This is a genomic window from Nissabacter sp. SGAir0207 (assembly GCF_005491205.1).
GTDB lineage: Bacteria > Pseudomonadota > Gammaproteobacteria > Enterobacterales > Enterobacteriaceae > Chimaeribacter.
Window position 1 is genome coordinate 3,777,793 of the sequence record NZ_CP028035.1, and the last position, 24,265, is coordinate 3,802,057.

General features: G+C 60.6%; 26 protein-coding genes. 15 read left to right on the forward strand and 11 right to left on the reverse strand.

The window, feature by feature from the left end; translation table 11 throughout:
- Positions 1-62 precede the first annotated feature (62 nt).
- The 5 genes from ftsN (at position 63) to rraA (ending at position 4,457) form a co-directional block, all read left to right on the forward strand.
- The gene (gene ftsN, locus C1N62_RS16950; RefSeq protein ID WP_137764721.1) at positions 63-896 is read left to right on the forward strand and encodes a cell division protein FtsN; all 834 of its coding nucleotides are present in this window, start codon (positions 63-65) and stop codon (positions 894-896) included.
- A gap of 99 nt (positions 897-995) precedes the next feature.
- Positions 996-1,526, forward strand: coding sequence for an ATP-dependent protease subunit HslV (hslV, locus tag C1N62_RS16955; RefSeq protein ID WP_137764722.1), 531 nt, complete (start codon positions 996-998; stop codon positions 1,524-1,526).
- A gap of 12 nt (positions 1,527-1,538) precedes the next feature.
- On the forward strand, positions 1,539-2,870 hold the full coding sequence (gene hslU / locus C1N62_RS16960; protein WP_137764723.1) for an HslU--HslV peptidase ATPase subunit: 1,332 nt from the start codon (positions 1,539-1,541) through the stop codon (positions 2,868-2,870).
- An 84-nt stretch (positions 2,871-2,954) separates the two neighbouring features.
- A complete protein-coding gene (locus tag C1N62_RS16965; RefSeq protein WP_137764724.1) occupies positions 2,955-3,875 on the forward strand; it encodes a 1,4-dihydroxy-2-naphthoate polyprenyltransferase in 921 nt (306 codons plus the stop codon).
- A gap of 96 nt (positions 3,876-3,971) precedes the next feature.
- Positions 3,972-4,457 (forward strand): ribonuclease E activity regulator RraA, encoded by a 486-nt coding sequence (rraA, locus tag C1N62_RS16970; RefSeq protein WP_137764725.1) that lies wholly within the window; start codon positions 3,972-3,974, stop codon positions 4,455-4,457.
- Positions 4,458-4,544: 87 nt separating this feature from the next.
- Here the strand turns inward: rraA and zapB are convergent, their stop codons facing one another.
- Positions 4,545-4,784 carry a septal ring assembly protein ZapB gene (gene zapB / locus C1N62_RS16975; protein WP_137764726.1) on the reverse strand — a complete coding sequence of 80 codons (240 nt, stop codon included), beginning with the start codon at positions 4,782-4,784 and terminating at the stop codon, positions 4,545-4,547.
- A gap of 529 nt (positions 4,785-5,313) precedes the next feature.
- Here zapB and C1N62_RS16980 point away from each other — a divergent pair.
- From C1N62_RS16980 to glpX, 3 genes are all read left to right on the forward strand, one after another.
- Positions 5,314-6,165, forward strand: coding sequence for an MIP/aquaporin family protein (locus tag C1N62_RS16980; RefSeq protein ID WP_137764727.1), 852 nt, complete (start codon positions 5,314-5,316; stop codon positions 6,163-6,165).
- Positions 6,166-6,203: 38 nt separating this feature from the next.
- The gene (glpK, locus tag C1N62_RS16985; RefSeq protein WP_137764728.1) at positions 6,204-7,718 is read left to right on the forward strand and encodes a glycerol kinase GlpK; all 1,515 of its coding nucleotides are present in this window, start codon (positions 6,204-6,206) and stop codon (positions 7,716-7,718) included.
- A gap of 101 nt (positions 7,719-7,819) precedes the next feature.
- On the forward strand, positions 7,820-8,830 hold the full coding sequence (gene glpX / locus C1N62_RS16990) for a class II fructose-bisphosphatase (RefSeq protein WP_137764729.1): 1,011 nt from the start codon (positions 7,820-7,822) through the stop codon (positions 8,828-8,830).
- 39 nt (positions 8,831-8,869) lie between these two features.
- Here the strand turns inward: glpX and emrD are convergent, their stop codons facing one another.
- Positions 8,870-10,054, reverse strand: coding sequence for a multidrug efflux MFS transporter EmrD (gene emrD, locus C1N62_RS16995; RefSeq protein WP_137764730.1), 1,185 nt, complete (start codon positions 10,052-10,054; stop codon positions 8,870-8,872).
- A gap of 293 nt (positions 10,055-10,347) precedes the next feature.
- Here emrD and fpr point away from each other — a divergent pair, with 293 nt between their 5' ends.
- Entirely contained in the window at positions 10,348-11,094 is a 747-nt protein-coding gene (gene fpr / locus C1N62_RS17000) for a ferredoxin--NADP(+) reductase (protein WP_137764731.1), read from the forward strand.
- On the opposite strand, the gene C1N62_RS17005 is transcribed toward fpr, so the two are convergent.
- Positions 11,095-11,514 (reverse strand): DUF805 domain-containing protein, encoded by a 420-nt coding sequence (locus C1N62_RS17005; protein WP_137764732.1) that lies wholly within the window; start codon positions 11,512-11,514, stop codon positions 11,095-11,097.
- A gap of 112 nt (positions 11,515-11,626) precedes the next feature.
- On the opposite strand from C1N62_RS17005, the gene C1N62_RS17010 reads away from it, so the two are divergent.
- Positions 11,627-12,232 carry a DUF1454 family protein gene (locus C1N62_RS17010; RefSeq protein ID WP_137764733.1) on the forward strand — a complete coding sequence of 202 codons (606 nt, stop codon included), beginning with the start codon at positions 11,627-11,629 and terminating at the stop codon, positions 12,230-12,232.
- Positions 12,233-12,360: 128 nt separating this feature from the next.
- Positions 12,361-13,128 carry a triose-phosphate isomerase gene (tpiA, locus tag C1N62_RS17015; protein WP_137764734.1) on the forward strand — a complete coding sequence of 256 codons (768 nt, stop codon included), beginning with the start codon at positions 12,361-12,363 and terminating at the stop codon, positions 13,126-13,128.
- Between the two features lie 59 nt (positions 13,129-13,187).
- Here the strand turns inward: tpiA and C1N62_RS17020 are convergent, their stop codons facing one another.
- The 3 genes from C1N62_RS17020 to cpxP form a co-directional block, all read right to left on the reverse strand.
- Complete coding sequence (locus C1N62_RS17020) at positions 13,188-14,174, reverse strand: sulfate ABC transporter substrate-binding protein (protein WP_137764735.1); 987 nt, start codon at positions 14,172-14,174, stop codon at positions 13,188-13,190.
- A 171-nt stretch (positions 14,175-14,345) separates the two neighbouring features.
- A complete protein-coding gene (gene pfkA / locus C1N62_RS17025) occupies positions 14,346-15,308 on the reverse strand; it encodes a 6-phosphofructokinase (RefSeq protein WP_137764736.1) in 963 nt (320 codons plus the stop codon).
- Positions 15,309-15,864: 556 nt separating this feature from the next.
- On the reverse strand, positions 15,865-16,395 hold the full coding sequence (gene cpxP / locus C1N62_RS17030; protein ID WP_137764737.1) for a cell-envelope stress modulator CpxP: 531 nt from the start codon (positions 16,393-16,395) through the stop codon (positions 15,865-15,867).
- A 152-nt stretch (positions 16,396-16,547) separates the two neighbouring features.
- On the opposite strand from cpxP, the gene cpxR reads away from it, so the two are divergent.
- From cpxR to trmL, 3 genes are read left to right on the forward strand one after another with little or no spacing between them, the layout of a single operon-like run.
- A complete protein-coding gene (cpxR, locus tag C1N62_RS17035) occupies positions 16,548-17,246 on the forward strand; it encodes an envelope stress response regulator transcription factor CpxR (RefSeq protein ID WP_137765049.1) in 699 nt (232 codons plus the stop codon).
- Positions 17,243-18,613: an envelope stress sensor histidine kinase CpxA gene (cpxA, locus tag C1N62_RS17040; RefSeq protein WP_137764738.1), complete on the forward strand. Its 1,371-nt coding sequence runs from the start codon at positions 17,243-17,245 to the stop codon at positions 18,611-18,613. Before cpxR ends, cpxA begins: the two co-directional genes overlap by 4 nt.
- A 38-nt stretch (positions 18,614-18,651) precedes the next feature.
- A complete protein-coding gene (trmL, locus tag C1N62_RS17045; RefSeq protein ID WP_137764739.1) occupies positions 18,652-19,125 on the forward strand; it encodes a tRNA (uridine(34)/cytosine(34)/5-carboxymethylaminomethyluridine(34)-2'-O)-methyltransferase TrmL in 474 nt (157 codons plus the stop codon).
- A gap of 60 nt (positions 19,126-19,185) precedes the next feature.
- Here the strand turns inward: trmL and cysE are convergent, their stop codons facing one another.
- The 5 genes from cysE to C1N62_RS17070 all read right to left on the reverse strand — a co-directional run bounded on the left by cysE (position 19,186) and on the right by C1N62_RS17070 (position 22,319).
- On the reverse strand, positions 19,186-20,001 hold the full coding sequence (gene cysE / locus C1N62_RS17050) for a serine O-acetyltransferase (protein ID WP_137764740.1): 816 nt from the start codon (positions 19,999-20,001) through the stop codon (positions 19,186-19,188).
- A 79-nt stretch (positions 20,002-20,080) separates the two neighbouring features.
- Positions 20,081-21,088, reverse strand: a complete 1,008-nt coding sequence (gene gpsA, locus C1N62_RS17055; RefSeq protein WP_137764741.1) for an NAD(P)H-dependent glycerol-3-phosphate dehydrogenase — start codon at positions 21,086-21,088, stop codon at positions 20,081-20,083.
- On the reverse strand, positions 21,088-21,558 hold the full coding sequence (gene secB / locus C1N62_RS17060; RefSeq protein WP_137764742.1) for a protein-export chaperone SecB: 471 nt from the start codon (positions 21,556-21,558) through the stop codon (positions 21,088-21,090). The genes gpsA and secB overlap by 1 nt, the downstream gene beginning before the upstream one ends.
- 61 nt (positions 21,559-21,619) lie before the next feature.
- Positions 21,620-21,868: a glutaredoxin 3 gene (gene grxC / locus C1N62_RS17065; protein WP_137764743.1), complete on the reverse strand. Its 249-nt coding sequence runs from the start codon at positions 21,866-21,868 to the stop codon at positions 21,620-21,622.
- A gap of 19 nt (positions 21,869-21,887) precedes the next feature.
- Complete coding sequence (locus tag C1N62_RS17070) at positions 21,888-22,319, reverse strand: rhodanese-like domain-containing protein (RefSeq protein WP_137764744.1); 432 nt, start codon at positions 22,317-22,319, stop codon at positions 21,888-21,890.
- Between the two features lie 243 nt (positions 22,320-22,562).
- Here C1N62_RS17070 and gpmM point away from each other — a divergent pair, with 243 nt between their 5' ends.
- The gene (gene gpmM / locus C1N62_RS17075) at positions 22,563-24,107 is read left to right on the forward strand and encodes a 2,3-bisphosphoglycerate-independent phosphoglycerate mutase (protein WP_137764745.1); all 1,545 of its coding nucleotides are present in this window, start codon (positions 22,563-22,565) and stop codon (positions 24,105-24,107) included.
- Positions 24,108-24,265 lie beyond the last annotated feature (158 nt).

Below are 24,265 nucleotides of genomic sequence, written 5' to 3' on the forward strand. Positions count from 1 at the left end.
AACATTTTAGGGTTCAGTAACATGACCGACTTCATTCACCATCACGACACAGCGAAACGAGAGTGGCACAGAGAGACTATGTAGGTCGCGGGCGCGCAGGAGCGCGGCGGAAAGCCCCCGGCCGAAAGAAAAAGAGTTCCAGTGGAATCTCCAAAACCATGGTGGCGCTGGCCGTTGCGGTCGTGGTGACCTTTGTCGGCGGCCTCTACTTCATCACCCACAATAAATCCGATGACGCGGCCCCGCTGCTGCCAGCGCACACCACCCATCCGGGCAACGGCTTGCCGCCGAAGCCGGAGGAGCGCTGGCGCTATATCAAGGAGCTGGAGAACCGGCAGATTGGCGTGCTGTCGCCCACCGAGCCTTCCGCTGGCGGCGAGGTGAAGTCGCAGACCGAACTGACGCCGGAGCAGCGCCAGTTGCTGGAGCAGATGCAGGCCGACATGCGCCAGCAGCCGACCCAGCTGTCAGAGGTGCCGTACAACGATCCGGTGCAGCCGCAGGCCAGCCACATGAAATCCCAGGCGGTGCCGCCGGTTGCCAACAGCCTGCCGCGCCAGCAAACGGTGCAGCCGCAGCCGACGCAGCCGAAGAGTCAGCCGAAGCCGCAGGCGCCAGCCAGCGCGCCGGTGACGGCCCAGACCAAGCCAGAGAAGCCGAAAGAGAAGGCCCAGCGCTGGATGGTACAGTGCGGCTCCTTCCGCACCGGTGGGCAGGCGGAGTCGGTACAGGCCCAGCTCGCCTTTGAGGGCATCGAGAGCCGCATCACCGCCAGCGGCGGCTGGAACCGCGTAGTGCTGGGGCCATACAGCACCCGCGCGGCGGCGGACAAATCCCTGCAACGGCTGCGCGCCGCCGGTATGTCCGGCTGCATTCCCCTCGCTGCCGGGGGTTGAAAAGCCCCAATCCCCCCCCATCTATATTTTCAATATGCCCCAGGAGATCGGTGAATCCCTCTCCTGGGGGCCTTTTTCGACTGCAACGAGGGTTTGCTCGTGACAACAATTGTAAGTGTGCGCCGTAATGGCCAAGTGGTAATTGGTGGCGATGGCCAGGCAACCCTGGGAAACACCGTCATGAAGGGCAACGTGCGCAAAGTCCGCCGTCTCTATAATGACAAAGTGATTGCTGGTTTCGCCGGGGGCACGGCAGATGCCTTCACCCTGTTCGAACTGTTTGAGCGCAAGCTGGAGATGCATCAGGGCCACCTGGTCAAGGCCGCCGTGGAACTGGCGAAAGATTGGCGTACCGACCGTATGTTGCGCCGCCTTGAGGCCCTGCTGGCCGTGGCGGACGAGAACGCCTCGCTGATCATCACCGGCAACGGCGACGTGGTACAGCCAGAGAATGACCTGATCGCCATCGGCTCCGGCGGCCCGTATGCCCAATCCGCCGCCCGCGCCCTGCTGGAGAACACCGAGCTGAGCGCCCGTGAGATCGTCGAAAAGTCACTGGGGATTGCAGGTGATATCTGCATCTACACCAACCAGTTCCATACCATCGAAGAATTGCCTTCCAAAGCGTAAGGACCGAATACCATGTCTGAAATGACCCCGCGCGAGATTGTCAGCGAATTAGACAGCTACATCATCGGCCAGGACAAAGCGAAGCGCGCCGTCGCCATCGCCTTACGTAACCGCTGGCGCCGGATGCAGCTCGATGAGGCGCTGCGCCATGAAGTTACCCCGAAAAACATTCTGATGATCGGCCCGACCGGCGTCGGCAAGACCGAGATTGCCCGCCGTCTGGCAAAACTCGCCAACGCGCCGTTCATCAAGGTAGAAGCAACCAAGTTCACCGAAGTGGGCTACGTCGGCAAGGAAGTGGACTCCATCATCCGTGACCTGACGGACGCCGCCGTGAAGATGGTGCGCCTGCAATCCATCGACAAAAACCGCTACCGTGCGGAAGAGCTGGCAGAAGAGCGCATTCTGGACGTGCTGGTGCCGCGCGCCAAAAACAACTGGGGCGTGCCGGATGAGAAAGAGGAGCCGTCCGCGGCCCGTCAATCCTTCCGCAAAAAGCTGCGTGAAGGCCAGCTGGATGACAAAGAGATCGAAATCGATCTGGCCGCTGCCCCGCAGGGCATGGAGATCATGGCCCCTCCGGGCATGGAGGAGATGACCAACCAGCTCCAGTCCATGTTCCAGAACCTGGCCGGGCAGAAGCAGAAACCGCGCAAAATCAAGATCAAGGAAGCGATGAAGCTGTTGATCGAAGAGGAAGCGGCGAAGCTGGTGAACCCAGAAGAGCTGAAAGAGCAGGCGATTGAAGCGGTGGAGCAGCACGGTATCGTGTTCATCGATGAGATCGACAAAATCTGTAAGCGCGGCCAGACCTCCGGCCCGGACGTCTCCCGCGAGGGTGTCCAGCGCGACCTGCTGCCGCTGGTTGAGGGCTGCACCGTCTCCACCAAGCACGGCATGGTGAAGACTGACCACATCCTGTTCATCGCCTCCGGCGCGTTCCAGACCGCCAACCCGTCTGACCTGATTCCGGAATTGCAGGGCCGTCTACCGATTCGCGTGGAGTTGCAGGCGCTGTCGACCGGCGATTTCGAGCGCATCCTGACTGAGCCGAGTGCCTCGCTGACCGAGCAGTACAAGGCGCTGATGGCGACCGAGGGCGTGAAGGTGGAGTTCACCCAGGACGGCATCCGCCGTATCGCGGAAGCGGCCTGGCAGGTGAACGAGACTACCGAGAACATCGGTGCGCGCCGCCTGCACACCGTGCTGGAGCGTCTGATGGAAGATATCTCCTACGATGCGAGCGAGAAAAGCGGCGAAAGCTTCGCAATTGATGCGGAATATGTCGGGAAACACCTGGATCAGCTGGTAGCAGATGAAGATCTGAGCCGCTTTATCCTATAATTCGCGCCAACTGTCCCATCCTGAATCAGGGAGGCTTCGGCCTCCCTGAGTTGTATGGGGTTCCCCTTTTGGCAGAAGCGAATAATGAGCGAATACCTCCACACCACCCCGGCGAAAGCCTGGCTGGAAAGCTTGCGTCCCCGCACCCTTCCGCTGGCCTTCTCCTCCATCGTTGCCGGTTCGGCCCTCGCCGCCTGGCACCACCACTTTGACTTCCCGACCGCGCTGCTGGCGTTGCTGACCGCCGGCCTGCTGCAAATTCTCTCCAATCTGGCGAATGACTATGGCGACGCGGCCAAAGGCAGCGACACGCCCGATCGCCTTGGGCCGTTGCGCGGGATGCAGAAGGGGCTGATCTCGGCGGCGCAGATGCGGCGTGCGTTGCTGCTGGCGGTGCTGCTGTCACTCGCCTCCGGCATTGCGCTGATTGCCGTGGCCTGCCGCTCGCCGCAGGACGTGCTGGGCTTCGTGCTGCTCGGCCTGCTCTCCATCGGCGCGGCCATCACCTACACCGTTGGTTCCAAGCCCTACGGCTATCGCGGGCTGGGCGACCTGTCGGTGCTGATCTTCTTTGGCTGGATCAGCGTCGCTGGCACCTACTACCTGCAAGCCCACCAGCTGGATGGCGTGGTCTTCCTGCCCGCCACCGCCTGCGGCCTGCTGGCGGCGGCGGTATTAAACATCAATAATTTGCGTGACATTGAGAGCGATGCGGCCAACGGCAAGCACACGCTGGCAGTGCGGCTCGGCGCGCGCAAGGGGCGGCTCTACCACGCGCTGCTGCTGGCGGGGTCGGCGCTCTGCTTCGCGCTGTTCGCCCTCTTCTACCTGCACAGCCCGTGGGGCTGGCTGTTTGTGCTGGCGCTGCCGCGCCTGTGGAGACATGGCCGCGATGTGTTGCAGCAACCGCAGGCAGAGGCGATGCGGCCGATGCTGGAGCAGATGGTGAAAACCGCCCTGCTGGCCAATGTGCTGTTTGCCCTCGGCGTGGTGCTGAGCATTTAATTCTGGCTTAAGACATGGTTAACAATTGATGATTTTGCCAACATTCGCCAGAAAGGGATATACTGAAAATTCCTGCATCAACCAGACGTTAATCCTATGAAATACGATACTTCCGAACTGTGCGATATTTATCATGAAGAGGTGAATGTCGTTGAACCACTGTTCTCCAATTTTGGTGGACGTACTTCATTTGGCGGGCAGATCACCACCGTGAAATGCTTCGAAGATAACGGGCTGCTCTATGACCTGTTGGAAGAGAATGGCCGTGGCCGTGTGCTGCTGGTGGATGGCGGGGGCTCGGTACGCCGGGCGCTGATCAATGCGGAGCTGGCGCGGTTGGCGACCCAGAACGAATGGGAAGGCATTGTGGTCTACGGCGCGGTGCGCCAGGTGGATGACCTTGAGGAGCTGGACATCGGCATTCAGGCGATGGCGGCCATCCCGGCTGGCGCGGCCAGCGAGGGCATCGGCGAGAGCGACATCCGCGTTAACTTCGGCGGCGTCACCTTCTTCTCTGGCGATCATCTCTATGCCGACAACACCGGCATCATCCTGTCCGAAGACCCGCTCGACCTCGAGTGAGGTATAGCAGGCAACAAAAAGGCGCTCCCGGAGCGCCTTTTTTGTTCTGACTTTACACCTCAACGGCAGTCGTCGGGTGCGAGGAGATCAGACCTCCTCCATTTTTCCCAGCAGCGCCCGCAGGCGTTCCTGCCAGACGTGCTGCTCTTCTTTCAGCTGCTCGTTCTCACGCACCAGCGATTCGCGGTGGTGGCCTGCATGTTGAACTTCTTGAGAAAGCGAGTTGTTCTTCTCTTTCAGTTCTTCAATTTCCATTTGCAGCAGGGTGATGGTGTCAATCGCCTGCTGGACTTTCGCTTCTAATTTCTCAAAAACTTCAAATGACATTCTTAAATCCTCTTATGTTCGTAAGGCGTACATCTTGTCGTGTCGTCCACTCCGTCGGATGCAGAGGCAGCAAACGGGTTTGCTTTCAAAAACAAGCGCCCTTTTCGAAACGCTGCGGCTGAATCAGCTCGGCGCGCCGCTTGAATAAAAACGATTGTATGTAGCTACCCTGCCCCTGTCTAGCCGCATCCCGGCGTAAAGCGGGGTGAGCCGAACATTTTGTCAGCAGCCAGAAACCCGTGCGGGTCAAAAGCAGGGCACGGGGCGCCCCACAGAAAAGCGAAGCGGCGCCAGGTGACCGGTTTACCGATGCGCGAATGGGGTGAATTGGCGATAAAATCACTCGAATTCGCTCATTTTTATGACACACCACACACATTTTAAGTTCGCTATTTCTCGTTTCTGCTCGTTAACGATAAATTCACAATATGCACTCATTTATAGAATGAGCACCTATTTCGATTAACCTTTGTTACACCGCAGCGAACCAACAATAACCAATGACCCTTACCCTCCGTAGGACTTCACTATGAGCCAGTTAACCAGCACTACCCTGAAAGGCCAATGCATCGCTGAGTTCCTCGGCACCGGCCTGATCATCTTCTTCGGCGCCGGCTGTGTGGCGGCGATGAAGCTGGCCGGCGCCAGTTTCGGCCAGTGGGAGATCAGCGTCATCTGGGGCCTGGGCGTCGCCATGGCGGTCTACATGACTGCCGCCATCTCTGGCGCGCACCTCAATCCGGCCATCACCATCGCGCTCTGGCTGTTCGCCTGCTTCGATGGCCGCAAGGTGGCTCCCTACATTGTCGCCCAGCTGCTGGGGGCCTTCTGCGCCGCCGCGCTGGTCTACGGCCTCTACTACAACCTGTTCTTTGTCTATGAGCAGGGCCACAATATGGTACGCGGCAGCGTCGAGAGCCTCGACCTGGCTGGCATCTTCTCCACCTACCCGAACCCGCACATCTCCATCATGCAGGCGTTCCTGGTGGAGACAGTGATCACCGCCATTCTGGTCTGCCTGATCATGGCGCTGACCGATGATGGCAACGGTGTGCCGCGCGGCCCGCTGGCCCCGCTGCTGATTGGCCTGCTGATTGCGGTGATCGGCGGTTCGATGGGCCCGCTGACCGGTTTTGCCCTCAACCCGGCGCGTGACTTCGGCCCGAAACTGTTTGCCTTTTTTGCCGGCTGGGGCAAAGTGGCCCTGACTGGCGGCATGAGCATTCCCTACTGTCTGGTGCCGATCTTTGGCCCGCTGGTGGGCGCATCCCTCGGTGCATTCGGTTACCGTGCGCTGATTGGCCGCCACCTGCCGTGTGAGATTTGCGAGCCAGACGCCGAAGCGGCACCGCAGTCCCCGACGACACAGCGCAAAGCGTAACGATAACGCGTTCCCGGTTAACTTTTTGCAGGATAATTATGATGACGCCAGAAAAGAAATACATTGTCGCTCTGGATCAGGGCACAACCAGCTCCCGCGCAGTGGTTCTCGATCATGACGCCAATATCGTAGCGGTCTCACAACGTGAGTTTACCCAAATCTATCCTAAAGCCGGCTGGGTTGAGCACGACCCGATGGACATCTGGGCATCGCAGAGTTCCACGCTGGTAGAGGTGCTGGCGCATGCTGACATCCGCTCCGACCAGATTGCTGCGCTCGGTATCACCAACCAGCGTGAAACCGCCATCGTCTGGGACAAAGAGAGCGGCAAGCCGATCTACAACGCCATCGTCTGGCAAGATCCGCGCACCGCGGACTACTGCGCCCGGCTGAAAAAAGAGGGGCTGGAGGAGTACATCCAGCACACTACCGGGCTGGTGATTAACCCCTACTTCTCCGGCACCAAGGTGAAGTGGATCCTCGACCACGTCGAGGGCGCGCGCGAACGCGCCAAGCGCGGCGAACTGCTGTTCGGCACCGTCGACACCTGGCTGGTGTGGAAAATGACCCAAGGCCGGGTGCACATCACCGACTACACCAACGCCTCGCGCACCATGATGTTCAACATCCACAAACTGGAGTGGGACCAGCGTATGCTGGACATTCTGGACATCCCGCGTGAGATGCTGCCGGAGGTGAAATCCTCCTCCGAGATCTACGGCCAGACCAACATTGGCGGCAAGGGCGGTACCCGTATCCCGATTGCTGGCATCGCCGGTGACCAGCAGGCGGCGCTGTATGGCCAGCTCTGCGTCCAGCCGGGCATGGCGAAAAACACCTACGGCACCGGCTGCTTCATGCTGATGAACACCGGCACCGAGGCGGTAACCTCCACCCACGGCCTGCTGACCACCATCGCCTGCGGCCCGCGCGGCGAGGTGAACTACGCCCTGGAGGGCGCGGTGTTTATCGGCGGCGCGGCCATCCAGTGGCTGCGTGATGAGATGAAGTTGATCAGCGACTCGGCGGACTCCGAATACTTCGCCCTGAAGGTGAAAGACAGTAATGGCGTCTACATGGTGCCAGCCTTCACCGGCCTCGGCGCGCCCTACTGGGACCCCTATGCACGCGGTGCGCTGTTCGGCCTGACGCGTGGTGCCAATGCCAACCACATCATCCGCGCCACGCTGGAGTCGATCGCCTACCAGACCCGCGACGTGCTGGAAGCGATGCAGGCAGACGCTGGCACCCGCCTGCAAACCCTGCGCGTGGATGGCGGCGCGGTGGCGAACAACTTCCTGATGCAGTTCCAGTCCGACATCCTCGGCACGCGGGTGGAGCGCCCGGAAGTGCGTGAGGTGACGGCCCTCGGCGCGGCCTATCTGGCGGGCCTGGCGGTTGGCTTCTGGAAAGATCTGGAGGAGGTACGCGCCAAATCGGTGGTGGAGCGCGAGTTCCGCCCAAGCATCGAAACCACCGAGCGCAACTACCGCTACGCTGGCTGGAAAAAGGCGGTCGCCCGCGCCCAGTCGTGGGAAGAGCACGACGAGTAACCCGCCCACCAGACTCCCCGCCACGGGGAGTCTGCTTTTTTGCCCCCCTCCCCCCTGTGCTACACTGCTGCGCATCTTTTCCCCAGCACAACAGGTTTGCCATGAAACGTGAATTAGCCATCGAGTTTTCCCGCGTCACCGAAGCCGCCGCCCTTGCCGGCTATAAATGGCTGGGCCGCGGCGACAAAAATGCCGCCGACGGCGCGGCCGTCCATGCCATGCGCATCATGCTGAATAACGTGGAGATTGATGGCCGGATTGTCATCGGCGAGGGAGAGATCGACGAGGCACCGATGCTCTATATCGGTGAGCAGGTCGGCACCGGCCGTGGTGACGCGGTGGACATCGCCGTCGACCCGATTGAGGGCACGCGCATGACCGCGATGGGTCAGGCCAATGCGCTGGCAGTGCTGGCGGTGGGCGATCGCGGCACCTTCTTGCACGCGCCGGACATGTACATGGAGAAGCTGGTGGTTGGCCCCGGCGCGCGCGGCTGCATCGATCTCGCCTTGCCGCTGGAGCAGAACCTGCGCAACGTAGCCACGGCGCTCAACAAGCCGTTGGCTGACCTGACGGTGGTGATTCTGGCGAAGCCGCGCCATGACCAGACGATCGCCCAATTGCAGCAACTGGGGGTGAAGGTGTTTGCCATCCCGGACGGCGACGTGGCGGCCTCCATTCTCACCTGTATGCCGGAGAGCGAAGTCGATGTGATGTATGGCATCGGCGGCGCGCCGGAGGGCGTGATTTCGGCGGCGGTGATCCGTGCGCTGGATGGCGACATGCAGGGCCGGCTGCTGCCGCGCCATCAGGTGAAAGGGGAGAATGAAGAGAACCGCCGCATCGGCGAGCAGGAGCTGGCGCGCTGTCAGGAGATGGGCATTGAGGCCAACCGGGTACTGCCGCTGGATGAGATGGCGCGCAATGACAACGTAATCTTTGCCGCTACCGGCATCACCGAGGGCGATCTGCTGGCGGGTATCCGCCGCAAGGGCACGATGGCGACCACCGAAACCCTGCTGATCCGTGGCAAGTCGCGCACCATCCGCCGCATCACCTCGACCCACTATCTGGAGCGCAAAGATCCGGCGCTGCACCCCTACATCCTGTAACTTTCCCGGCCGACGGGGGTTGCTCCTGTCGGCCCGGCATCAGGCGGCGTCGCCCGCCTCCTGCGCCCGGTCAGCCATCGGCCACCAGCAGAGCAGCATCAGCACACCCATTGCAAACATCAGCAGCCCAAGGCTGAACTGGCCGCCCTGTGGCAACAGCGCCGACAGCCACGCCACCAGCCCCGATCCCATATTCTGCACGCCGCCCAGCAGCGCCCCCGCCGCGCCAGCCAGATAGGGGAACGGCTCCATCGCGCCGGTGGTTGCCAGCGGGAACAGCATCCCCGCGCCGAAGAAGAACAGCGCCGCTGGCACGATCAGCGTCCAGACATTCATCACGCCAAACCAGCCGGGCAGCCACATCAACGCGCCAGCCGCCAGACAGCTCAGCACCGCGTACCACATCAACTGGTGGAAGGGCGCGTCGGACTTGCCAGCAAACCATGCGCCGAAAAAGGCCGCCGGTAGCGGCAGGATGAACAGCAGGCTGACGGCCAGACTGCTCAACCCCAGTACGCCACCCATCAGCACGCCACAACTCGCTTCAAACACCGCGATGCCCGCCAGCGCGCCCACCAGCATCACCAGATAGCGGCTGAAGCTGCCATCCGCCAGCAGCGGCCGGAACGCGCTGAACAGCGCGCGCGGGGCCTGCCCCGCCGGACGGGTCTCCGGCATACCGCGCCAGATGCAGATCGCCACGCCGCTGCACAGCAGCAGCAGGAAGGCGAAACAGGCGCGCCAGCCAAAGGCACCCGCCAGCGCCCCGCCAATCAGCGGCGCGAGCAGCGGGCTGACCAGAATTCCCATGTTCAGCAGGCTGTTGGCCTGCCGCAGGGCGCTGCCCGCATAGAGATCGCGCGGCATGGTGCGCGCCATCACGCCGGCCACGCCGGTGCCCATCCCCTGCACCGCCGCGGCGGCAATCAGCAGGTTCAGGCTGGGGGCCAGCATCGCGCCCGCCGCGCCGAGCAGGAAAATCAGCATCCCGGCGAAGATCACCGGCCGACGGCCAAGGCGATCCGAGAGCGGCCCGTAAATCAGTTGGGAGAAACCGTAGGTCACCAGATAGGCCGCCATCACGCGCTGCACCGCGCCAGCAGGCACGTTCAGGCTCTGCGCCATGTCGGCGATAGTAGGTACATAGATGGTCTGCGCCATCTGGCCGACGGCCACCAGCAAAATCAGCATCGCCATCAATGGCAGGTTTTCGAGTTTTTTCATTGTCAGTCAGCAGGTGAGCATCAGCAAAAGCCGGAAATTGGGCGCACACGCTACCAAAAGGCAGTGAAATGTTAAAACCTCTGGCGCATTTGCCTTTTCCGGTGCTGTCAGGCCGCCTCTCCAGCCCTGTAAAGCAGGTTGTACGCGCCTGCTGGCAAGGCAGGCCCATCCCATTTAATCGATAATTGTTCGCGGCAAGATCACCTAACATCGATCCACCAGAGGCAGGAATTGAATCAAACGCTTAACAGTGCGCCGGGCACGGCCGCCAGATAATGAGGAGCAATGACACCATGGCTGAGTGGGTAACAGGAAAGGTCACACGGGTAGAACGCTGGACGGACGGTCTCTTCAGCCTCATCGTCAATGCGCCGGTCGATCCCTTCACCGCCGGGCAGTTCGCCAAGCTGGCGCTGGAGATTGAGGGCGAGCGCGTGCAGCGTGCCTACTCCTACGTCAATGCGCCCAGCGATGACAATCTGGAGTTCTATCTGGTGACGGTGCCGGAGGGCAAGCTCAGCCCGCGTCTGGCGGCCCTGCAACCCGGCGACGAGCTGATGGTGACCAAAGAGGCGGCCGGGTTCTTTGTGCTGGAGGAGATCCCCGAGTGCCGCACGCTCTGGATGCTGGCGACCGGCACCGCCATCGGCCCCTACCTCTCGATTTTGCAGGAGGGGCGTGATTTGGCGCGCTTCGACCACATCGTGCTGGTGCACGCCGCGCGCTACGCCCGCGATCTGAGCTATCTGCCGCTGATGCAGCAACTACAGCGCCAGTTCGACGGCAAGCTAAAGATTCAGACGGTGGTCAGCCGCGAGACGGTGCCCGGCTCCCTGACGGGCCGGGTGCCAGCGCTGATTGAGAGCGGTGCGCTGGAGGCGGCGGTCGGCCTGACGATGGATGCCGACAGCAGTCATATCATGCTGTGCGGCAATCCACAGATGGTGCGTGACACCCAGCAATTGCTGAAAGAGAGCCGCGAGATGCGCAAGCACCTGCGCCGCAAGCCCGGCCACATCACCAGCGAGCACTACTGGTAACTACCGGTAGCGCACGGGCGCGGCGGGCGGCCCGAAGCGGTTGCCGCCCGCCGTGCCCGCCAGAAAGCCGCACTCCACCAGCATCATCACAAAAATCACCGCTGGCAGCAGTCGGCCCAGCGTCCAGGCCGCCAACGCGGGCATCATCTGCCAGTTACCGGCGGCCAGCATCCACGCCAGAATCAGCAGCAGCGCCCAGCTGCCAGCGCGGTTGCGGTCATGCAGCCGCTTCACCAGCACCGCCGCCGTCGGCCAGAGCAGGAACACAATCAAAAATGCCGCGGACTGGATCGCCAGCCACCCGCGCGACGCCGCCGCAAACGCCCCAGCCATCACCACCAGCCAGAGCACCAGCCACACCCAGAAATCCCGCCGTCCCAGCCGGCCACGAAAAGAAAAGGCCCACGCCTGTATACCCATGCTGCGCTCCCATTATCATCCGGCCGACAGTGTAACCCGGCGCGGCTTTTTTGACATTTGCCCCTGAATCCCGGTTTAATCGGCACAGAGTCCAGCCACCTTTTGCGATGCCATGAAAACAGCCCTGATCCCCCTGCTGGCCACCGTGCTGGCGCTGAGTGCCGCACCACGCGTTCTGGCCGATCCGCCAGACGCTGACCGCAGCGCGCTCAGCAATGAGATGCCGAAAGCCCCCTATCTGCTCAACGGCGCGCCCACCTTTGACATGACGGTGGTGAAGTTCCGCGAAACCTACAACGCACAGAACCCGTCGCTGCCGATCACCGAATTCCGCTCTATCCCGGACACCGAGCCGAACGCGATGCTGACGCGCGCCGCTAGCAAGATCAACGAGAATCTCTACGCCTCGACCGCGCTGGAGAAGGGATCCGGCAAGATCAAAACCCTGCAAATCACCTACCTGCCGATCCAGGGCAATGAGGAGAAAGCGGCGCGCGCCACGGCCATCAACTACATGGCGGCGCTGATGCGGGAGTTTGAGCCGACGCTGAATGTCGAGCAGAGCACCGCCAGGGTGGCGGAGCTGTTGGAGGCTGGCAAGGGGCAGCAGTTCTACCAGCATCAGGTTGGCGCCATCCGCTATGTGGTGTCAGACAATGGTGAGAAGGGGCTGACCTTCGCCGTCGAACCGGTGAAACTCGCGTTGGCGGAAGGGTAAAGAAGCCGCCAGCCATGACGAAAAGCAAAGCCTTTTGCGGCGATCGTCTTTATACTGGTGGGCAGGTAAATTGCCTGTAAGGCAGTCATTTTAGTCGAATCTTGTGTCTCAGCTTGGAGGATTAAACAATGCGTCATCCCTTAGTAATGGGTAACTGGAAACTTAATGGCAGTACCCAGATGGTTAACGAACTGATCGCAGGGCTGCGTAAAGAGCTGAGCGACGTCGATGGTTGCGGCGTTGCGATTGCACCTCCGGCACTCTACCTGGATCTGGCCCGCCACCAGCTGGCTGGCAGCCGCATCGCCCTGGGTGCACAGGATGTCGGCGTGAACCTCTCTGGTGCCTTTACTGGCGAAACCTCTGCCGAGATGCTGAAAGACATCGGCGCGCAGTACATCATCATCGGTCACTCCGAGCGTCGCACTTACCACAAAGAGAGCGATGAGTTTATCGCCAAGAAATTTGGTGTGCTGAAAGAAGCTGGCCTGATCCCGGTACTCTGCATAGGTGAGACCGAAGCGGAAAACGAAGCCGGCGAAACTGAAGCCGTGTGCGCCAAACAGCTGGACGCCGTGCTGAACAGCCTGGGCGCGCAAGCTTTCGAAAACACCGTGATCGCCTATGAGCCAGTCTGGGCCATCGGCACCGGCAAATCTGCCACCCCGGCGCAGGCGCAGGCTGTCCACAAGTTCATCCGTGACCACATCGCCAAGCAAGACGCCGACGTGGCTGCCAAGGTCATCATCCAGTACGGCGGTTCCGTCAACGCGGGCAACGCCGCTGAGCTGTTCACCCAGCCGGACATCGACGGCGCGCTGGTTGGCGGCGCTTCCCTGAAGGCCGACGCCTTCGCAGTGATCGTTAAAGCCGCCGCAGAAGCCAAACGCGCGTAATTATCCCGCGCCCATAAAAAAACCCCGCATAGCGGGGTTTTTTTTGGCTTGCGTCTGGCTTAGCGACGGGTGATCTGGTCAAACACGCCGCCCGTGGCGAAGTGCTCTTTCTGCAACGCCGTCCAGCCGCCCAGTGAATCCACGGTAAACAGTTTCAGTTTCGGGAATTCGTTGGCAAATTTGGCGGCCACGGCCGGGTCACGCGGGCGATAGTAGTTCTGGGCCGCGATGGTCTGGCCCTCTGGGCTGTAGAGATACTTCAGATAGCCCTCTGCTACCTCGCGGGTCTGGCGGCGCTCCACGATGCGATCCACCACCGAAACCGTAGGTTCAGCCAGAATCGACTCGCTCGGCGTCACGATGTCAAACTGGTCAGTGCCCAGCTCCTTCACCGCCAGCAGCGCCTCATTCTCCCAAGCGATCAGCACATCCCCCATGCCGCGCTCCACAAAGGTGTTGGTCGCGCCGCGTGCGCCGGAGTCCAGCACCTGCACATTTTTATACAGCGCCTGCACAAAGTCCTGCGCCTTGGCTTGGTCATTGTTGTTCTGGTGCAGGGCATAGCCCCAGGCGGCCAGATAGTTCCAGCGTGCGCCGCCAGAGGTTTTCGGGTTCGGGGTGATGACGGCAACGCCCGGCTTGATCAAATCAGGCCAGTCATGAATCTGTTTCGGGTTGCCCTTGCGCACCAGGAACACGATGGTCGAGGTGTAAGGGGCGGAGTTGTCCGGCAGGCGCTTGATCCAATCCTTCTCAATGCGGCCGCGCTCAGCGATGGCATCGACATCATAGGCCAGCGCCAGCGTCACCACATCCGCCTCAATGCCGTTGATCACCGAGGTTGCCTGCTTGCCAGAGCCGCCGTGGGACTGGCGCACGGTCACGTGGTCGCCGGTCTTCTGCTGCCAGTACTTACTGAAAGCCTGATTGTACTCCTGATAGAACTCCCGCGTGGGATCGTAAGAGACGTTCAGCAATTGAATATCTTTTGCTAACGCACCTGTTGCTGCCAGCATCAATGCCAGCCCTGCTCCCCATTTACGCATTGTCACGTTCTCCCAGTCTCTCATCGCGAAGTGTGAATTCTGATGACAAGCCTGCCAGAAAGCGCAGACAGGATTAAAGAATAAAAAGATCGCCGCTATGTTTTTTTGGAATAAGCAGTTGAAAGGCGAAAAAAAACCTCCCGGGCGGGAGGTTTCATGACACGAAAGGGATCAGTAGAGCTTTTTCGCCGTTTCCAGCAGATCAGATTTGAACGGACGCTTCATGTTCTCGATGGCATCGATGATGTCATGGTGCACCAGCTTCTCATTCTGGACGCCGACGCAGCGGCCGCCGTAGCCCTGCAACAGCAGTTCGATGGAGAAGGCACCCATGCGCGAGGCCAGAATACGGTCGTAAGCGACCGGCGCCCCGCCGCGCTGGATGTGGCCCAGCACCGTCGCGCGGGTTTCGCGTTTGGTTTCGCTTTCGATATGGCGCGCCAGTTCGTCGATGTCACAGATGTGCTCGGTGATGGCGACGATGGCATGTTTCTTCCCTTTGGCGATGCCAGCTTTGATCTCTGCCACCAGATCGTCACGGGTGAACTCCACTTCCGGCAGTACGATGAACTCGCAACCGCCAGCAATTGCCGCCGCCAGCGTCAAATCGCCACAGTAACGGCCCATCACTTCCACGATGGAGATACGCTGGTGGGAGGAGGAGGTGTCGCGCAGGCGGTCAATCGCCTCGACCACGGTCTCCAGCGCGGTGAAGTAACCGATGGTGTAGTCGGTGCCAGCCACGTCATTATCGATAGTGCCCGGCAGGCCGATGCAGGGGAAGCCCATCTCGGTCAGGCGTTTTGCCCCCATGTAGGAGCCGTCACCGCCGATGACCACCAGCGCGTCAAGACCGCGCTTTTTCATGTTCTCAATGGCTTTGGCGCGCACCGCCTCGTCACGGAACTCCGGGAAGCGCGCGGAACCCAGGAAGGTGCCGCCGCGGTTGATCATGTCAGAGACGCTATAACGGTCCAGTTTTTCCATACGATCTTCGTACAAGCCGAGGTAGCCGTCATAGACACCGAAAACTTCCAGCCCTTCGGTCAATGCGGCACGCACAACACCACGGATCGCAGCATTCATACCTGGGGCGTCGCCGCCACTCGTCAGTACACCAATTTTTTTGATCATGACTACCTCTGAACTTGTAGATGCAATTTCTTAAAAATCTTATCTCGCTGATTATACGCGCGCCGAGCCGTACAGAAAATGAACGGGCCATGGGTCAGGAATAGTATACCAAAAAGCCCAGGCTGAATTGATTCAGGTCACGCTCTGGCAGGGTTGCCCCACTGTCTGCTCTCTCGCTCGCCATAACCAGCGCCCAAAAACTTTTCCTGGTAAAAACTTGCTAATCTCTCTTGGCGTCCTTGCCGTGCCCGCATCGCTGCAGACAGGATTTAAACCATGATATGTGTAGCCTAACCGGACTGAACGCCCGCCGGGAACAGGCGGGGAATAGGGGTATCATACCCTGTTCTGTGGTTTGATGTTGCTATAAGAATAGCACTAATCCTAGCCTGAAAAGCACCCCCCACGCTGACCATATTGCATAGTAATCAGGCGGTTTAATGCGCCCCTGTATAGAGAATGTTTCCTGACCGGGTTCATGGAAAAAGGATAAAAAAAACCCGCCCGAAGGCGGGGAAGACAGGGATGGTGTCTATGGCAAGGAAAAAACAGGGTACTACTCTTTGGTACTCAGCTTCTGGGCAGAAGTCGGTTGCAACTCACTCATTCTTTGGGCGTTGTGTTGCTGTGTTTGTTGCATCTGCTGCAATTGGTCCATCCGTTGCTGGTGACGGTGCGCCAGTACGGCTTTCTGGTCATCGGTCAGCAGGTTGTACATCAGGTTACGCACCCGAGCCATCTCAACCTGGCGGGCGACTTGCTCCCGCGCCATCTTTTCGGCCTGCGCCTGAACTGCATTCTGATCAAAGTCTTTCGCAATGATCAGCCTGTGCATGGTTTCCATTTCAGCTACATTGATACGGGGCAGATCGCGCCGTGCCTGATGCATTAAATCTCGCATTTGCTGGCGCTGCTCTTCCGTCAGGCTGACGCCATCAAACATCATTTCATTATTAACGTAACCGTTCTTAAGCAGGGAGTCGTTATGATGCCAGGCAGGCTCCCCAGCCGCTGTCTCAGCGCCCCATGCCATGCCAGTGGAGAGCGGCAGCAGGGTGGCTAACACTAACGGGGTGACCTTGTGCATCGATGAACTCTCCTGACGCAGTTGACGATTCGTTGTTCGATGTAGAGCAGTGTAGAGGTGCAGCTGCAAACATGCGTCAGGGCATGTAAAACTTCGTAAAGTCATGGAATGCCAACAATTGATGACGTATTTTGCGTCTAGAGGTAAAGATGATGAATAAGATCCTGTTAGTTGATGATGACCGCGAATTGACTTCGCTTTTAAAAGAGCTGCTCGACATGGAAGGGTTCAATGTCGTGGTGGCACACGATGGCGAGCAGGCACTGGAGCAGTTGGATAGCAGCATAGATCTGTTACTGCTCGATATTATGATGCCGAAGAAGAATGGCATCGACACGTTGAAAGAGCTGCGACAGCACCACCAGACACCCGTGATTATGCTGACGGCGCGCGGCAGCGAGCTGGATCGCGTACTGGGGCTGGAGCTGGGCGCGGATGACTATCTGCCCAAACCCTTTAACGATCGTGAACTGGTGGCCCGTATCCGCGCCATTCTGCGCCGTTCTCACTGGAGCGAGCAGCAGCAGGGCGGTGACAGCGGCGCGCCTACCCTTCAGGTGGATTGCCTGCAACTCAACCCCGGCCGCCAGGAGGCCAGCTTTGAGAGCCAGGTGCTCGACCTGACCGGCACCGAGTTCACCCTGCTCTACCTGCTGGCGCAGCATCTCGGCCAGGTGGTATCGCGGGAACACCTGAGTCAGGAGGTGCTCGGCAAGCGGCTGACCCCCTTTGACCGCGCCATCGATATGCACATCTCCAACCTGCGCCGTAAGCTGCCGGAGCGCAAGGATGGGCACCCTTGGTTTAAAACCCTGCGTGGGCGTGGCTACCTGATGGTGTCGGCCTCATGATCAACAGCCTGACAGCACGAATCTTCGCCATCTTTTGGTTTACGTTGGCGCTGGTGCTGATGCTGGTGTTGATGGTGCCGAAACTGGACTCCCGCCAGCTTACGCCGCTGCTCGAGAGTGAGCAGCGTCAGGGGCTGATGCTGGAGCAGCATGTCGAGGCCGAGCTGGCAGGCGATCCGGCCAATGACCTGATGTGGTGGCGGCGGCTGTTCCGCGCCATCGACAAGTGGGCACCACCCGGCCAGCGGCTGTTGCTGGTGACCAGTGAGGGGCGAGTGATTGGCGCCCAGCGCAATGAGATGCAGATCGTACGCAACTTCATTGGCCAGTCTGATAACTCCGACCGGCCCAAGAAGAAGAAGTATGGCCGTGTCGAGATGGTCGGCCCCTTCTCCGTGCGCGATGGTGAAGACAACTACCAGCTCTATCTGATTCGTCCGGCCAACAGCCCGCAGTCCGACTTCATCAACCTGATGTTTGACCGGCCGCTGCTGCTGCTGATCGTCACCATGCTGATCAGTTCGCCGCTGCTGCTGTGGCTGGCGTGGAGTCTGGCGAAACCGGCGCGCAAGCTGAAGAATGCGGCGGATGAGGTGGCGCGCGGCAATTTGAAACAGCACCCGGAGCTGGAGTCCGGCCCGCAGGAGTTTCTGGCGACCGGTGCCAGCTTCAACCAGATGGTGAGCGCGCTGGAGCGGATGGTGACTGCCCAGCAACGGCTGATCTCTGACATCTCCCACGAGCTGCGCACCCCGCTGACGCGCCTGCAATTGGCGACAGCGTTGATGCGTCGTCGCCACGGGGAGGGCAAGGAGCTGGAGCGCATTGAGACCGAGGCGCACCGGCTGGACAGCATGATCAACGACCTGCTGGTGCTGTCGCGTAGCCAGCATAAAAATGAGCTGGCGCGCGAGCCGCTGAAAGCCAACACGCTGTGGGCGGATGTGCTGGAGAACGCCCAGTTCGAGGCAGAGCAGGTGGGGAAAAAGCTGGAGATCACCGCACCGCCCGGCCCGTGGACGCTGATTGGCAACCCAGCCGCGCTGGACAGTGCGTTGGAGAATATCGTACGCAATGCGCTGCGCTACTCCCACCACCACATCGCCGTCGCCTTTGCCTGTGATGAGGAGGGGATCACCATCACCGTGGATGATGATGGCCCCGGCGTCTCGCCAGCCGACCGGGAGCAGATCTTCCGCCCCTTCTACCGCACCGATGAGGCGCGTGACCGCGAATCAGGCGGCACCGGGCTGGGGCTGGCGATTGTGGAAACCGCTGTCTCGCAGCACCGTGGCTGGGTCAGGGCGGATGATAGCCCGCTCGGCGGCCTGCGCCTGATCATCTGGCTGCCGCTGCACCTGCGTTAAGTTTCTGGTATTCTGCGCCCCTCAATTCTGGGGGGCGTATGCTGAATATCGTACTGTTTGAACCTGAAATCCCGCCAAATACCGGCAATATCATCCGCTTATGCGCCAACACCGGCTTTCGCCTGCACCTGATCGAGCCTCTGGGCTTTACTTGGGATGACAAGCGCCTGCGCCGCGCGGGGCTGGACTACCACGAGTTCGCCTCCATCCAAAAACATGCGGATTACGCGCAATTTATTGAGCGTGAGCAACCGGCGCGCCTGTTTGCGCTGACCACCAAAGGCACGCCTGCGCATAGCGCAGTGAATTACCAGCCGGGCGACTATCTGCTGTTTGGGCCGGAGAGCCGAGGCCTGCCTCCCGCAGTGCTGGACGCCCTGCCCCCGGATCAGAAGATCCGCATCCCGATGCAGCCCAACAGCCGCAGCATGAACCTGTCAAATGCAGTCTCGGTGGTGGTATACGAGGCGTGGCGGCAACTGGATTACGCTGGGGCGCTGGTCAAATCCTGATGCCCTGACACAAAAAAAGCAGGCGGATGCCTGCTTTTTTTATGGCCGATGGAGTGTCGGTCAGATACCGTCGCCGTACTCGAAGCCGTCGCCGCTGAAGTGCTGATCCATGTCCAGCGAGGGCTTCTCGCTCTCTGGCCGGCCCACGATGCGCGCTGGCACCCCGGCGGCGGTGGTGTGGGCTGGCACGGAGCGCAGCACCACGGAGCCAGCGCCAATCTTCGCGCCGCGCCCCACTTCGATGTTGCCGAGGATTTTTGCCCCGGCGCCAATCATCACCCCTTCACGGATTTTCGGGTGACGGTCGCCGCTGGTCTTGCCGGTACCGCCCAGGGTGACGGATTGCAGGATGGAGACGTCATTCTCCACCACCGCCGTCTCGCCAATCACGATGCCGGTGGCATGGTCAAGCATGATGCCGCAGCCAATCCGCGCCGCCGGGTGGATGTCCACGCCGAAGGTCACGGAGATTTGGTTCTGGAAGTAGACGGCCAGCGCCTGGCGATTCTGCTTCCACAGCCAGTTACCGATGCGGTACGCCTGCAACGCATGGAAGCCCTTCAGGTAGAGCAGCGGGGTGGAGTATTTGTCCACCGCCGGGTCACGCAGCCGCACGGCCAGAATGTCGCGCGCCGCGGAGAGAATCATCTGGGTGTCGGAGCGGTAGGCCTCCTCCACCACTTCACGGATGGCGATGGCAGGCATGATCGGGCTGCCGAGTTTGTTCGCCAGAATGTAGCTGAGCGCGCCGCCCAGGTTTTCATGTTTGAGCAATGTTGCATGGAAGAAACTGGCCAGCATCGGTTCACAATCAGCCAGCGCCCGCGCTTCCGATTTGATGTAATTCCAGACCTGTTCTAACTCTTCAGACGACATTGCCACTCCCCTTTTACCTTGCGTAAAGAAGCCACGCCCGATCCCGGCAGCGTGGCTGGATAACGAAACCGGTCAAGCCTTATTCATCTTTCCTGGTACGGGCCAGGAGTGTTATGGCGGCTTCCCGTGCATCTTTGTTGCAGTACAGTACCTGATATATCTGTTCAGTTATCGGCATTTCAACCTGATAACGTTGCGACAGCGCCAGCACCTCTTTGGTGTTGCGATAGCCTTCAACCACCTGGCCTATCTCATCCTGCGCCTCCTGCACCGTTTTTCCCTGCCCCAGCATGATGCCGAAACGGCGGTTGCGGGATTGGTTATCGGTACAGGTCAGGACCAGATCGCCCAGCCCGGCCATGCCCATGAAGGTGGCCGGATCCGCGCCCAGCGCCGAGCCAAGGCGGCTCATCTCCGCCAGGCCACGGGTGATCAGGGCGGTACGGGCGTTGGCGCCAAAGCCGATGCCGTCTGAAATGCCCGCGCCGATGGCAATCACGTTCTTCACTGCGCCACCCAGCTGCACGCCGATAAAATCCGGGTTGCTATAGACGCGGAAGCTCTTGCCGCAGTGCAGCAGGCGTTGCAGGTCGTCAGAGAATTGCGCATCCGGCGACGCCAGCGCAATGGCGGTCGGCAGGCCGGCGGCCAGCTCCTTGGCGAAGGTCGGGCCAGAGAGCACCGCCAGCGGGATATCCTCCCCCAGCGCCTCATGCGCCACATCCTGCAACAGGCGGCCGGTTTCGGCCTCCAGCCCCTTGGTCGCCCACACGATGCGGGCATCCGGGCGCAGATGCGGCTTCACCTGACGCAGCACATCGCCAAACACATGGCTCGGCACCACCACCAGCACATCGCGGCTGGCAGCCAGCGCGCGCGCCAGATCGGGTTCGAGGTGCAGGGAGTCAGGGAAGGAGACATCGGGCAGGAAAGCCTGATTGCAGCGGGCCTGCTGCATGGCGTGGATGTGTTGCGGGTTATGCCCCCACAACACCACCTGATGGCCATTTCGCGCGAGGGTAATGGCCAAAGCGGTGCCGTACGAGCCGGCACCGATGACTGTCATAGACGCGTTGATTTTATCCATCAGGCATCCTGATGCGGAGCAGCACCTTCGCCGTCGGCCTGCTGTTGCAGGTAGTTCATGAACAGCGCGTCGAAGTTGACTGGTGCCAGGTTCAGTTGCGGGAAGGTGCCACGGGACACCAGGCTGGTGATGCACTCACGCGCATACGGGAACAGAATGTTCGGGCAGTAAGCGCCCAGGCAGTGTGCCAGTTGGGTGCCTTCCAGACCCGCGATGGAGAAGATGCCGCCCTGCTGCACTTCGCACAGGAATGCGGTCTCATCACCCAGGGAGGCGGTCACGGTCACGCGCAGCACCACTTCATACACATCGTCAGCCAGCTGGCTGGAGGCGGTGTCCAGATCCAGTTTCACTTCCGGCTGCCACTCTTTCTGGAAAACCTGCGGCGCGTTCGGCGCTTCGAAAGAGATATCTTTGGTGTAGATGCGTTGGATCTGGAAACCCATTTCGGTGTTGTTTTGTTCAGACATGTTAATAAACCCTTGTGTTAAACATCCTTATTGACGCCTGCCGCAGGCTGCGCCCTAGCCGTTACAGTAGCGGATCCAGGCCGCCGCGCGCATCAAGCGCATGAATATCATCACAGCCGCCAATATGCTGGCCATCAATGAAAATCTGGGGCACGGTCGTGCGGCCGCTGCGGGCGATCATCTCTTCGCGCTTTTCCGGGTGCGCGTCGATGGCGATTTCAGCAAACGCCGCGCCTTTGGCATTCAACAGCGCCTTTGCACGATGGCAGAAAGGGCAAGTTGCTTTGGTGTACATCTCGATCTTAGCCATGGGTACCCTCCGTAATCAATTATTTACCGCGAGCCAGCGGCAGGTTCTCGCCGCTCCAGCCTGCGATGCCCTCTTTCAGGATAGAGACATTCTCAAAGCCCGCTTTGTTCAGGGCTTCTGCGGAGGCGCGGGCATTTACGCCGTTGGCGCAGACCACTACCACCGGGCGTGCTTTGTGCTTGGTCAGCTCACCAACATTGTTGTTTTTAATATCAGCGGCCAGCACGTTCACGGAGTTGGTGATGTGACCCTTGCGGAACTCTTCACGCGGGCGCACGTCCACCACCAGGGCGTCCTCTTTGTTGATCAGGCGCGTCGCTTCGCCACGGGTGATTTCACGCACCTTGGAAAAACTGCTCTTGAAGGTCGTTACGATCACGGCAATCAGCAATGCCACCCAGGCCAGGCTCAGTACGAGGTGATCTCTAACGAATTCCATAATGTCTTGCATGGGGTGTAACAGCTCCCGTCAGTTAGGGGATAAAAATAGGGCTTCAGAGTATACCTGTGCGTTGCATCAAATACAGCCACGAAGCCCGCACGCATGAAGAAAGTGCGGCGCAGCACGAAAAGTAGCACTGTTGCCCGGCAAAAGTTAACCCCTCCCTCGCCGCAACTTTGATCTTCCTGCGCTATGCCATTTCGCCATTCCGCTAAGATCCGCCGCCTTCCCTTTGTCAGATGAGACTATGCCATGTCGAGCATGAAAAAACCCACCGTACTGGTGATCCTGGATGGTTACGGCCACCGCGAACCTACCGCAGACAACGCCATCAGCAATGCCCGCACCCCAGTAATGGACGCCCTGTGGCAGACGTGCCCGCACACGCTGATTGGTGCCTCCGGCCTTGATGTCGGCCTGCCTGACGGGCAGATGGGCAACTCGGAGGTGGGGCACGTCAACCTCGGCGCGGGCCGCATCGTCTATCAGGATTTGACCCGGCTGGACAAGGCGATCCAAGACGGTGACTTTGCGCAGAACCCGGTGCTGACGGCGGCGGTTGACCGGGCAGTGCAGGCCGGCAAGGCGGTGCACGTGATGGGGCTGCTGTCGGCCGGTGGCGTGCACAGCCATGAGGAGCACATTCTGGCGATGCTGGAGCTGGCCGCGCGCCGTGGCGCGACCCGCCTCTACCTGCACGCCTTTTTGGATGGCCGCGACACCCCGCCGCGCAGCGCGCAGGCGTCACTGGCGCGCGCGGCGGCGAAGTGCGCCGAGCTGGGCGTTGGGCGCATCGCCTCGCTGGTCGGGCGCTACTACGCGATGGATCGTGACAACCGCTGGGAGCGGGTACAGCTGGCCTATGACCTGCTGACAGGCGCGCGCGGCGCATTCTGCTGTGACGATGCGCTGGCCGGGCTGGAGGCCGCCTATGCACGCGGCGAGAATGATGAGTTCGTGCAACCCACGGTGATCCGCGCCGCGGGCGAGCCGGAGGCGGTGATGGAGCCGGGCGATGCGCTGATCTTCATGAACTTCCGCGCCGACCGCGCGCGCCAATTGACCCGCGCCTTCACCCAGCCGGATTTCAGCGGCTTCCCGCGCCAGCGGGTGCTGCCTTCCGACTCCTTCGTGATGCTGACCGAGTATGCCGCCGACATCCAGGCCGCCTGCGCCTACCCGCCCGCCTCGCTGGACAATACCCTCGGCGAGTGGCTGATGAAGCAGGGCAAAACCCAGTTGCGTATCTCTGAAACCGAGAAGTACGCCCACGTCACCTTCTTCTTCAACGGCGGCGTGGAGACGCCTTTCGCTGGCGAAGAGCGCATTCTGGTCAACTCGCCCAAGGTCGCGACCTATGACCTGCAACCGGAGATGAGCGCGCCAGAGTTGACGGAGAAACTGCTGGCGGCCATCGGCAGCGGCCGCCATGACCTGATCGTCTGCAACTACCCGAACGGTGATATGGTCGGCCATACCGGCGTCTACCCAGCGGCGGTGGCGGCGATTGAGGCGCTGGATGGGTGCCTTGGGCAAGTGGTGGCGGCGGTGCAGGCCGCTGGCGGCCAGTTGCTGGTCACTGCTGACCACGGTAATGCCGAGCAGATGCGCGATGAGACCACCGGTCAGGCGCACACCGCCCACACCAGCCTGCCGGTGCCGCTGATCTACGTCGGCCGACCGGCGGAAGCGGCGGCGGGCGGCAAGCTCTCGGACATCGCCCCGACCCTGCTGCACCTGATGGATCTGCCGGTGCCGGCAGAGATGAGCGGCACCCCGCTGTTCACGCTGAAGTGACCTTCCGGGGCCGACGATGTGTCGGCCCCCTTCCCGCCTCTCCTGCCGCTTATCGCGCAAATAAGAAGAAAACTTTAACACTTCAGCGGTGGCATTTCCGGCAGGAATCGAAATACTAGAGAGATTGCCCGTCGCTGGCGCACGGCTTTTGGTTGTGC